At 39.4% G+C, this 12,077-nt stretch carries 10 protein-coding genes; 5 read left to right on the plus strand and 5 right to left on the minus strand.

What is annotated here, in order from left to right:
- A partial coding sequence (locus SAGCYANO_RS00655; RefSeq protein WP_202218329.1) for an AAA-like domain-containing protein occupies window positions 1–762 on the minus strand: 762 nt, incomplete at its 3' end.
- The gene (locus SAGCYANO_RS00660) at window positions 762–2,096 is read right to left on the minus strand and encodes an AAA-like domain-containing protein (RefSeq protein WP_202218330.1); all 1,335 of its coding nucleotides are present in this window, start codon (window positions 2,094–2,096) and stop codon (window positions 762–764) included. The genes SAGCYANO_RS00660 and SAGCYANO_RS00655, both read right to left, overlap by 1 nt.
- A gap of 311 nt (window positions 2,097–2,407) precedes the next feature.
- Between SAGCYANO_RS00660 and SAGCYANO_RS00665 the strand changes: the two genes are divergently transcribed.
- On the plus strand, window positions 2,408–3,241 hold the full coding sequence (locus tag SAGCYANO_RS00665) for a DUF4114 domain-containing protein (protein WP_202218331.1): 834 nt from the start codon (window positions 2,408–2,410) through the stop codon (window positions 3,239–3,241).
- Between the two features lie 446 nt (window positions 3,242–3,687).
- Here the strand turns inward: SAGCYANO_RS00665 and SAGCYANO_RS00670 are convergent, their stop codons facing one another.
- Complete coding sequence (locus tag SAGCYANO_RS00670) at window positions 3,688–3,831, minus strand: hypothetical protein (protein ID WP_202218332.1); 144 nt, start codon at window positions 3,829–3,831, stop codon at window positions 3,688–3,690.
- Between the two features lie 8 nt (window positions 3,832–3,839).
- On the opposite strand from SAGCYANO_RS00670, the gene SAGCYANO_RS00675 reads away from it, so the two are divergent.
- The gene (locus tag SAGCYANO_RS00675; protein ID WP_202218333.1) at window positions 3,840–4,022 is read left to right on the plus strand and encodes a hypothetical protein; all 183 of its coding nucleotides are present in this window, start codon (window positions 3,840–3,842) and stop codon (window positions 4,020–4,022) included.
- Window positions 4,023–4,117: 95 nt separating this feature from the next.
- Complete coding sequence (locus tag SAGCYANO_RS49870; protein ID WP_202218334.1) at window positions 4,118–4,768, plus strand: C-type lectin domain-containing protein; 651 nt, start codon at window positions 4,118–4,120, stop codon at window positions 4,766–4,768.
- Window positions 4,769–5,678: 910 nt separating this feature from the next.
- Here SAGCYANO_RS49870 and SAGCYANO_RS00685 read toward each other — a convergent pair.
- Window positions 5,679–7,592: an efflux RND transporter periplasmic adaptor subunit gene (locus SAGCYANO_RS00685; RefSeq protein ID WP_202218338.1), complete on the minus strand. Its 1,914-nt coding sequence runs from the start codon at window positions 7,590–7,592 to the stop codon at window positions 5,679–5,681.
- A gap of 1,055 nt (window positions 7,593–8,647) precedes the next feature.
- Here SAGCYANO_RS00685 and SAGCYANO_RS00690 point away from each other — a divergent pair.
- Entirely contained in the window at window positions 8,648–9,562 is a 915-nt protein-coding gene (locus tag SAGCYANO_RS00690) for a PEP-CTERM sorting domain-containing protein (protein WP_202218335.1), read from the plus strand.
- 94 nt (window positions 9,563–9,656) lie between these two features.
- Complete coding sequence (locus SAGCYANO_RS00695) at window positions 9,657–10,571, plus strand: PEP-CTERM sorting domain-containing protein (protein WP_202218336.1); 915 nt, start codon at window positions 9,657–9,659, stop codon at window positions 10,569–10,571.
- Window positions 10,572–11,071: 500 nt separating this feature from the next.
- Here the strand turns inward: SAGCYANO_RS00695 and SAGCYANO_RS00700 are convergent.
- On the minus strand, window positions 11,072–12,077 hold a 1,006-nt coding region (locus SAGCYANO_RS00700), incomplete at its 5' end, for a PIN/TRAM domain-containing protein (RefSeq protein WP_202218337.1).

Genomic DNA, 12,077 nt, shown 5'->3' on the forward strand with positions numbered 1-12,077 from the left:
AGGTAATGTTAAAACTAATTGACATAATTTTTGTGTTAAAAATGGTTGTCCTCCCGTCCAATAAATTATTTCTTTGAGAACTTCTTGACGACGGTCTACTTTTTCTAATAATCCTTCTGCCAAGGGTAAAGCTGCTGAAAATTCAAAACCTGACAACTCAATTCTATTACCAATAATAGTCTGGGAAAAATCAGAAATTTCCACCACACCAAACAAAGCAAAAGTTAAACGTTTATATGCTGAATTATTTTCTCGTTTTTGATAAAAAAATTGAATCAAACCCAGAAAAACTTCCAGAGATAAATCAGATATCCGCAAACAATCTACTTCATCAATAAAAATTACAATATTTTTGTCAACCTCAGTAAAAACTACTTGCTCAATAAACTCAATCAAACGTTCTTGAGGTGCTAAATTTTCCCTTTCTAACCACCAACTTAAACAATCAACTTCCAATAGCAAACCACTAGCTATTTCTTGTACAATCCCAGCATAAATTTGTCCGACATTACTACCCTCACTCACAATAGCCATCAAATCTATTTCCACACAAGCAACTTCTGCTTTTTTCAGTCGCTCCGCCGTCCTAATTCGTAAACTTGATTTACCCGTTTGTCGCCCATTAAAAACATAACAATACTCTCCTTTTTCCAGAGCCTTGTAAATATCTATATCTGCCGATCGCTCTATATAATTAGGATAATTAAAATCCAGACTACCTCCCACCTTATAATTAAAATTCGATTCAGAATTTATGCTCATTAGACATCTCCCAAATAATTTTCAAAATATAATCGATAAAGTTCGCACCTAACCAATACTTTGCCATCTTGATATTTAACCAATCCTAAATTCATAAGCGTTTTAATAGCATGACTTTCCATATTCCCTAAATACTCACCCTTAATAATACTCAGAAAAACTTTAGCTAAATCTGAATGCTGCTTTAAAATTGCCAAATATTCTTGTAAATGAGAACTATGATAAATACCATCTTTTGTAGGAGCAGTCTCTAAAATTTTCTCTAAAGTAATATCATTACAAGTTTTAAGACTACGAAAAGTCAACTCCACTAAATAAGCATGACCTCCCACCATATTCATTAGTTCCCTGACTTGAAACTCATCCCAATTAAGTTTATAAATTTCAGCGAATTCTTGAACTTGTTCGGGGTTAAACTCTGGTAACTCAATCATTGTACCTATATTAAAAGGCGATAAATTTGGATTAATTTTAATATCAGTATTAGGAGCATAAGATAGAACTAACCGTAATTTTTGCCAAAGAGAATTTCTACTAGATTTATCATTCCAAGAACGGAGCATTCCTAATAACTCTTGACAGATATTGTCGTTGAGAAAAAGTAACTCTAAATTATCTAAACATAAAACCAATGGCTGCTCTATTTTCTGCAATACATATTTTTCAAAGTAATTAGTACAAGTTGTTTTTTCGCCAAAATTTTTAGTTAAATTATCCCAGTCATCTAATTCAACAGGTAGTTCTAGTTGACTACTAACATTGGCACATAACCAACGCAAAAAATTATTAAATTCAGATAAATGGCTATTGTCAGCTTCCCAAAAACTAATAGACACAGCCCGATATTTTTCCTTTGCCTCTAATTCCTCTAACACCCAGTCTATCAAGATAGTTTTTCCCATTTTTTTAGGAGCTTTTATTCTCAGGATACAGTCAGTAAATAACAGACTTTTGTAAACCTTTTGTTCAATTAATGGGCGTTCAACATACTTTTGTATTTCATAATTTTGTAAATGAGCTACATTTTGATTTGGTCTATATTCCAGAATATTGTTATTGGCGATATTTTCATCATTTTGGAATGCTTCATAATCCGTTTCTTCTAAATCTAAATCAAGGGAACTAAAAAATCTTTCTAGAGTTGTTTTATGAACTCCTTGCTTCCTATCAATAATTTTAGATACAGTAGTCCGATGTAAACCGGCTTTTTCCCCAATTTCAGTAAAGTTATATCCTTGAGGAAAATTCTGCTTAACTTTCTCCTTTCCTACTTCTGTCAGGACATAAACCATTATGACACCATCCTCATAATTAATGTTGTCGATTTTCGACAAGGTTTAAAAATACTTTTGTCGATTTTAACTCAATTTATGCTGAATATATTGCTATGACTGATTTTTGGAATTTCTCAAAAAGTTGTCGATTTTCGCTGTCGATCTTCGACAATTTTTTGATTTGCCTATTGTATACTTAACTATGTAATGAGGTTAAACCGGAGAGTCAAATTTCCTTTGGGGAATTTGAAAATTTCTTGGTTGGTTACTGATTTAGTTAGTATTACAATTTGATTCCTTCCACCTCAAACTTTTGCTCAAACAGCTTCTAATTTCAAGTTCCATTAATTAACCGTTATTGGGAGAAAACTATGAAACTTTTCTTCAATTTACCCATTGCTAGTACTATTGCCTCCTTATTATCTGTTGCTTCCTTTGCTAGTACCACTCAAGCAGCCATCCTCTACCAAGCATCCCCCAGTTATCCCCAATTGGGCACACGCCTCTATGCTAGTGGTAGCGATGTAACCGTATCCGTTTTACCTTCCGAAGCTGGTTTTGATAGCTACCTGTGGCTGACTTCCCCCCATCGCATACCCATTGCCTCGAACCGAGAAACTGGAAAAATTGTAAATTTAGGTGCCGTCTCACCAGGAGCAGAACTCCTTTTTGGATTGCAAGTTTTCGATACTGGCCATTGGTATTACACGGGTGAAGCTAGTCGCAATCCCGATGGCATCGCCCATGCTAAAGTTACCTATTTAAGTCCTGGTGTTGCTCGGGTTGGTTTTGAAGACATATTCGGTGGCGGAGACTGGGATTTTGATGACCATACTTTTATATTTTCTGGTATTAATTTAGCCCCTAAACTTACCCAAGTTCAGTCAAAGGTTGTAGTCAAAAGTGGAGAAAAATTTGACTTTTCGGCTTCAGCTTTTGATTTTGAAAATCCTTACGATCTAATATTTTCCTGGGATTTTAATGGGGATGGTGAAATTGATTACGAAGGGGCAGAAGGTAAAGGAGCCTGGAGTTATGGAGGACAAGGAGTTTATACATCTAGCGTTACTGTTACAGACCAATCTGGTGCAACAGCTCAATATACTTTTCAAACAGAAGTTGTACCTGAGCCTACTTCTGTCATAAGTTTGGCACTTCTGGGTACATTCGGCTTAGGAGCGATCGCCCGTCGAAAAGATAATTGAAGCGATCAACTCAACCCTAACTTTAGAGGTCAACTGTCTAGACTGACTTTGACGCATCTTTATCGACCAAAAAATGTTTAATATCATGTTCAGTTGAATATTTATATATTTTAAGACTGAAGAGAGCGATCGCTCTCTTCAGAGATCGACCTCCGAGTTATCATCTTGCTTCTCTTTTATTGCGTATGTCGCAATATTACAATATAATACAAATGTATTGCAGTGGTTGGTTGATAGAAAAGAGCGATAATGCTCCGCACCGCTAGCGCGATCGCTATTTTTGAGAGAGCGACCTCCGAGTTAACATCTTGCTTCTCTTTTGTTGCGTATGTCGCAATAATACAATATAATACAAATGTATTGCAGTGGTTGGTTGATAGAAAAGAGCGATAATGCTCCGCACCGCTAGCGCGATCGCTATTTTTGAGAGAGCGACCTCCGAGTTATCATCTTGCTTCTCTTTGTTGCGTATGTCGCAATAATACAATATAATACAAATGTATTGCAGTGGTTGGTTGATAGAAAAGAGCGATCGCCTCAACACCCTTGGGCAAAAAGCCGTTTGCCCCTACAACTATTTTGTTCATCATAGATAATTATGAATAATCAAAAACATCGCCTAATCAATCAAGCCATCTTAGCTGTTGCTACTACATTCGGTCTTTTTTCTGCCACTGTTGCTAATGCAGCATCCCTTAATGTTCTCTGGTATGGTCAGACCGATGCTTACAATGCCAAAATCTCAGAGTTATATCATGTCCAGATGATTAGTGATGATTAAGCATTTCTAGTTTGAGGCCACAGCGTGAAAACAGGTTAACCCCTGAACAAATTCCTGCTGCTCCATAATTTAACGCAAAAAAATATTGAATTCAAATGAAAACTTATCGCAAACCAAAGCAAACAATAAAAGCTATATTTCTCTCTCTCTGCACCTTAACAATCTCTGCAGTTTTTTCTAGCAGTGCCAATGCAGGGATTATTCATACTGCATCTTATAACGGTAACACTTACCACTTGCTAGATACAGACGGAACCAAATGGTGGCTTGAAGCAGAAGAAGAAGCGCGGTCCCTTGGCGGTCATCTCGTTACCATCAACAATGCCGAAGAAAATAATTGGATTTTGCAAACTTTTGGTCCAGTAGCAATCGACTATGCCAATGCTAACAACCTTCCAGATCGCAGCGGAATTTCTCTGTGGATCGGTCTCAACGACATTCAAACTGAAGGAGAATTTGAATGGATAAGCGGCGAAACAGTCGATTATCTCAACTGGTATCCTGGTCAACCCGAAGATAATTTCCCGGACGAAGATTTTGCAGGTATGTTTGTAAATTCGGCCGCAGGGGGACAATGGCACGACATCGTTAGCGATACCCGCTACAGAGATTTACCTTTTGGCGTCGTAGAAGTAACTCCCGACACAACACCAGTCTCGACTCCAGAACCTATGACAACATTGGGATATCTTGTAGTAGCAGGTTTGGCAGTGGCGATCGGTAAAAAGCAAAAGCGCCATAGTTAAACCGAAATTCGACTATTTTAAAGTCAGGCGATCGCTTGATTTGACTTAAAGAAGGCGATCGCCTTTCAACATTTTATATCATCAGGACTTACGCATAACCGCCATATTTAGTAGGGGCGAATGGCATTCGCCCCCTACAGATAGCGTATTTTCTAATAATTTGCGTAAGTCCTGATCATGTCCGGTTGAATACCTATAATTAAGATAGTAGGGGAGCGGGGGAGTAGGGGAGTAGGGAGTAGGGAACCCACCCCTAACCCCTCCCTGGAGGGGAAAATAGAAAGATTTACTGTTGAAGCATTCATGATAAGTTTTTTCCAGAGCGCTCTTATCCGGACATGATATTAGACTTGTCGCTTTATAACTTAAAAAATCCCCAAAAACCTTGTTCTGTAAGGATTGTTGCTATTGGAGAATTAAAAACTGGAATTATTGCTATGTCTAGGTTATAGCGATTTTTGGCGTTGGTAATTTGAGGTATGATATCATGTCTGGATAAGAGCGCGATAGAACTCCGTGACCTTTACGCTCCCCGAAAAACTTTCTCCTTTTACTCAGGGTTTCAACTTCATTCTTCCCTCCTGACTTCCCCTCCCCTCCTGGGAGGGGTTAGGGTGGGTTGGGAGGGGTTAGGGGTGGGTTGGGAGGGGTTAGGGGTGGGTTGACTCCTGACTCCTGACTCCTGAAGAATTAAGATTAATATCATACACGCGCTTTACCAACACCCGATTTTTTTCCTTTATTTAGCGACAACTCTATTGTATCATGTGCGGATAAACACTAACAATAAAGTCATTGCGACTGTAAGAAATATAGCACTAGGCAAATAGGTTAGGACATTCCTAAATCCACCAAACCCACTAACAGCTTACTGTTGCCTGTTGCCTGTTGCCTAGCGCGTAGCGCTATATTACCTATTACCAAAAATATCTTCTAACTTTTTACCTTCTGGCAATTCGATAAAAACTCTTTCTCCAGCTTCTATTCCTTGCAAAATCTGTATTTGATTACCAACACTAAAACCAAGAGTAACAGACTGAAACTTCGGTTGATTTTTCGCATCAGGAATTAATACCCCAGTCTCTCCCTTATTAGTAACGATCGCCACTGTCGGTACAACTAAAGCATTCTCCAAGCGATCGCCTAAAAATTGTAAATCAACATTCATTCCTGACTGTAATTTTTCTTTGCCAGTTTCCAGAGCAACTCGCACCTCAAATAATGTTACATCTCTTTCTACTATTGCTTCTGGAGCAATTAATTTCACCTTACCCTTAAACACTTGGTCTGGATAAGCATCAGCCACAATTTCCACACTTTGATCGGGTTGAATTTGACCTATATCCGCCTCTGGAACTTTTGCCAAAACTTCCAAACCTCTAGCTAAAGCAACGATAGAAGTCGAAGAAGCAGAAGTAGCATTAGAAGCAGAAGTAGCAGGTGTCACAAATGCTCCTTTCGTTGCATATCTTTGAGTAATAATTCCAGAAAAAGGAGCGCGAACCTCAGCATCTTCCAACATAATTTCCTGATAGCGAACTTGAGCTTCCATTTCAGCAACTTCAGCTCTAGCTCTAGCAATTTCCTCCGGACGAGTACCATTTTCCAACTCCTCCAACTGACTGCGAGCTTCCGCCACCTCCGCTTCAGCTCTAGCAATTTCCTCCGGACGAGTACCATTTTCCAACTCCTCCAACTGACTGCGAGCTTCTGCAACTTCAGCTCTAGCTCTAGCAATTTCCTCCGGACGAGTACCATTTTCCAACTCCTCCAACTGACTGCGAGCTTCTGCAACTTCAGCTTCAGCTCTAGCAATTTCCTCCGGACGAGTACCATTTTCCAACAATTGAAAAGCCTGTTTTTCCTGTTCCACAGCAGCAGTTAAACGCTCTATCTCTGCTCCTCTAGCTTGAGTGAGTTGTTCCAAACGTTTTTCAGCTTCCCGTAAATTAGCTCTAACTCGGCGGTCATCTCTCACATATTCCTCATAAGCATCGCGAGCGATCGCCCCCTCACTTGCCAAATTTTGATATCGTTCTTGCCGCTTCGTCGTTAACTCCAACTCTGCTTTTGTCGCCTCTATTCTAGCCTTAGCTTGTTCAATTTCCTCCTTCAAACTTCCAGTCTTAGCATCATCCAAACGAGCGATCGCCTGTTCTAAACGCGCCTTCCCCTGAGCTATTTCTTCACGACGGTTGCCAGCTCGTAATTGAGATAAATTAGCTTCAGTTCTATCTAAACGCGCTCTAGCAACAGCAATTTCTTCGTGACGACTGCCAGCTTGCAATTGGGATAGACGAGCTTCCACTTGATTTAAACGCGCTCTAGCAGCAGCAATTTCTTCGCGACGACTACCAGCTTGCAATTGGGATAGACGAGCTTCCACTTGATTTAAACGCGCTCTAGCAGCAGCAATTTCTTCTGGACGACTACCAGTTTCCTGTTTTGCCAAATTTGCCTTTGCACTTTCAAGTCTTGCCTGGACTTGGCGGAGTTGAACTTCTAAGTCCCGACTTTCCATCCGGGCAATAACTTGGCCTGCTTGGACGCGATCGCCCTGTTCGACATACAATTCTGCCAAACGGCCTTGATTTTTGGGAGAAAGATTGACTCGTTGTATTGGTTGGACTTCCCCGCTAGCTGTAATTCTCACAACTATATTTTGAGCTTGTACGGGTATAGTCAAAGTTTCAACAATTTCTTGTTTCCCCTGAGACTGGTTACGGATAAGGTAAACCCCTATAGATAGAGCTAATAGTCCCGCTGCCACCAGAGCGATCGCCCATTTTTTGCCCTTCTTGGGGCGATCGACAGGTAATTGTATATTGCGGTTGCTTTGCTCTTGGGGGGTGGGGGTAGTTAGGTGTTAGTTGTACTGTCTTGAAAGCTAGTTTTCATTATCTTTTTCCTTCTCAAATTTTGTAATTATGATTTCTATTATTATTGACTAATTTTTACTTATCTGTTGTGCAAGAGTTTTAGGACTTACGCAAAATATCAAATCACACACCATCTGTAGGGGCGAATGGCATTGGCTAACGCCAAGCTCCGCTAACGCCCTCCCTGTATGTAGAGTCTCTGCGTAAGTCCTGAGTTGAATAATTTGGTATCTAATCTTAACCTTGACAGTTAAAAATAATGAGTTGCTGATTTGCGATTAAGCCTATAAGTTAACTTTCAATAGCTCTAGTATAAGATTCGGAAATTAGTAAATAGTAGTTGCACTGAAACCAAGCTTTACTAAATCAGAAATTACGCAGAACTGCCATATTTAGTAGGGGCGAATGGCATTGGCCCTCTAGGGATAGCGTATTGTCTAATAATTTGCGTAAGTCCTGTAAATATCAAATCCACATAAACTTTTCAGGAGTTGAGGCATGAAAAACGCTATAAATTTTGACTAATAACGGTTTTAGCCATTTTTTTAGCTTATATCAAATCCGTTGACTTTGGAGTAATATAGTTCTATTGTCGTCATACAATGGTTAAGGGCGAATGCCATTCGCCCCTACAATATCAACTCTTATCTTTAAATACTGAATAACACCGATGCTACCGGATTTGATATTAATTCCCAACAACTCTATTGTCGATTATCGACAAGTTTTAAAAACATTCTTATCGATTTTAACTCCATTTCTGCTGAATACATTGCTATGACTAAGTTTTAGTATAATTTTGAGTTTGTCAAAAAGTTGTCGATCTTCACTGTCGATCTTCGACAATTTTTTGATTTGCCTGTTCTATAATCTCTAATTGAGTTATCTATCGTCAATAACGGGAGCAACCACATTTTTAGTAAAGAGGTGTTTCTACATTAAATCTAACCGTAGAAGCAAAGTACTGTTTGTCGCTACATCTAAAATAATGGAGAAAATTATGAGTAATCAAAAACATCAATTAATAAATCAAGTTATTCTAGCTATTGCCACTACTTTTGGTCTTTTTTCTGCCACTGTTGCTAATGCTGCATCCCTCAATGTTCTCTGGTATGGTCAGACAGATGCTTACAATACCAAAATCTCAGAGTTAGCGGCTCTAGCACCAACATTTGACCCAGAGGGAGATGGCAGTTTAGATTGGAATCTTACTATTTGGAATCCCCAAGACCCAGCACCCAACTTTTCTGATTATGATGTTTTGGCGATCGGAATTGGTTTGAAAGAAGGAGAATTATTTGATTTTGACCCTACAGGGATTTTAAATAACAAAGAGGCGATATCCGCAGCCAGGGGAAACCGCACTTTCTTAAGTGGTCAGGATGCAGATGCACACTATACTTATAACATTGGTCCTCGTCCTAACGGTCCTCTCGGTTTCTTAGTCAATGCCGTTAACTGGGCAGGTAGTGGAGAAGGTATGGGTATTGCAGGTTTGACTGATAGTGGATATCCTACAGACCCTCTAAATCGAAATCGGCGATGGTGGTTAAATGACAACTCTTTTTTGAAAGATGAGTTAGAAGGTTATATTTCCTATGCATGGGACGAAAATGTGGTTATTCCCACAGAAACTTCGGATTTTGCAGTGAATGAAGGCTTAACCAGTGCAGGTTTGAGCAACTGGAACATATCTTTCCACGCTGCTTTCGACAAAAATATCCCTGGTTACTTATCTATCAATGATGCTGGTTCTCATCCTGGTTATGCGGTTACTATTGTTACTGCCTCCGAAGCTGACGGCGGCACTTTAGGGGATGAAACAGAAACAGTTCCCGAACCGGGTTCAATTTTTGGTCTATTTCTTTTGGGTGGTTTCGGTGTTCGTTCTCTTTTGTTGCGTATGTCGCAATAATACAAAATAATATAATTGTATTTCTAACTTGATCGCCTCAACACTTTAGGGGAAAAAGGCCGTTTGCCCCTACTTCTAAATAATGGAGAAAATTATGAGTAATCAAAAACATCAATTAATAAATCAAGCCATTCTAGCTATTGCTACTACTTTCAGTCTTTTTTCTGCCACTGTTGCTAATGCTGCATCCCTCAATGTTCTCTGGTATGGTCATACCGATGCTTACAATACCAAAATCTCAGAATTAGCTGCTCTAGCACCAACATTTGACCCGGAAGGAGATGGCAGTTTAGATTGGAATCTCACTTTCTGGAACTCCCTAGACCCTACACCCAATTTTTCTGATTATGATGTTTTGGCGATCGGAACTGGGTCGAAAGCTGGAATATTTAACTTTGACCCTACTGGGATTTTGAATAATAAAGACGCAATATCTACAGCTAGGGGCAATCGCACTTTCTTAAGTGGTCAAGATGCAGACGCGCACTATTTTGGCACTCCAGGTCCTCGTCCTAACGGTCCTCTTGGTTTTTTAGTGAATGCTGTTAACTGGGCAGGTAGTGGAGAAGGCATGGGTATTGTGGTTTTACCTGATGGTCATGGAGGAGTAAATTCACCTCCATCTTCGCGTCAGCGATGGTGGTTTAACGATCGCTCTTTTTTGAAGGATGAGTTAGAAGGTTATGTTTCCTACTTCAATACAAATAGTGTGGTTATTCCCACAGAAACTTCGGACTTTCCAGTAAATGAAGGCTTAACAACCGTAGGTATAAGTAACTGGAATCTATCTTCCCACGCTACTTTCAACAAGAATATCCCTGGTTACTTATCTATCAATGATGCTGGTTCTCGTCCTGGTTATGCGGTTACTATTGTCACTGCCTCTGAAGCTGACGGTGGCACTTTGGGCGATGAAATAGAAACAATTCCTGAACCTGGTTCAATTTTTGGTCTATTTCTTTTGGGTGGTTTCGGTGTTCGCTCTCTTTTGTTGCGTATGTCGCAATAATACAAAATAATATACTTGTAGTCTAAAATCGGTTATGGGAGCGATCGCCTTGACAAAACCAACCTACAGTTTTAGGCGTGTCAGTCTAGTAGTGGACTGACACAGCTTAAATGGTGCAACAGTGCATCGGGTAGGGGCGGGTTCCGCGTTAACTGAATGGTTTTACCAACAACCTAGTGAACCCGCCCCCGCACCAATAATCGCTCTGCACAAAATTAGGTGTGTCAGTCCAGTAGTTATGACGATTACTGAACAAACTTACTCATTTTAGTTTGATAGCTATAGTTATGAGTAAGTTTGAGGAGTTTTAGAAAAGTTTTCGCTTTCTGTATTTACCCCCAACTATCTGAAATACAGAAAATCGGGGCTGTTTTTTTGAACATATTTTATGAGGCATTTATAGTTATTCTGAATAAGAATGGGGCACTTTTTCAGCTCAAACCCTTTTACAGCAAGAAAAACTCGTCTCAATCTAAACCAGAATGACTATATCACCAAAATTAAGCTATGGCAGACTCTTGAGTCCGAGCAAAAATCATTCTACCTGCAGAAGTTTGCAGGGAACTGGTAACAATAACTCTAACCTCATCTCCAACATATTCACTACCTGATTCCACAACTACCATTGTGCCATCATCCAGATATCCAATACCCTGAGATGGTTCCTTCCCTGCTTTACGAATTTTAATTTCAATAGTATCACCAGGTAGATAACTTGGTCGTACTGCTTGAGTCAAGTCATTAATATTGAGTACCATAACCTTTTGTAGACTAGCAACTTTAGACAGATTGTAGTCATTAGTCAACAAAGTACCATTAATTTCCAGAGCAAAATGAACCAATTTAGCATCTACAGTAGAAATGTCTTCATAGTCTGCAAAATGAATTTGAATCTGAGAAGGGTAAACTGCTTTAAGCCTATTTAAAATGTCTAACCCCCTTCTACCTCTAACTCTTTTTTGATCGTTAGAAGCATCAGCTATAAGTTGTAGTTCCTGTAAAACGAACTGTGGTACCAGAATTTGCCCCTCAAGAAAACCTGTTTCCAATAAATTTTCTATCCTACCATCAATAATACAGCTAGTATCCAAAATTTTAGTAGTAGCAGGCTTAAGAGTACCTTCCGCTACTAATACTGTATCTAGACTGTTAGGATTAATCAGCCGTAAAAAACCACGACCATGAGTATCAGCAACGTTAACCCCTGTAAAGCCTAACATTACACTGCCTAAAACTGCTACAAGAGGCTTAATAAAGCTAAATTCTCCCGGAATAGGAAGTAAAAAGAGTGGCGCTAGCATTAAGTTTGCCACTAATAGTCCAATGACTAATCCTATTGCTCGGGTTAATAATAAGTCAACTGGCATCTGGGCAACTTTTGCTTCCACTCGCCGATATGTAGTTTGAAATACCAATCCCAATACAAAACCAATCAAGGAAGTGAAGGCAGCTAATACAGAACGTAAACCTTCAATATTAGTAACTTCTAATAATACATTGGGGGTA

The organism is Okeania sp. KiyG1, assembly GCF_014132355.1.
Taxonomy (GTDB): Bacteria; Cyanobacteriota; Cyanobacteriia; order Cyanobacteriales; family Microcoleaceae; genus Okeania.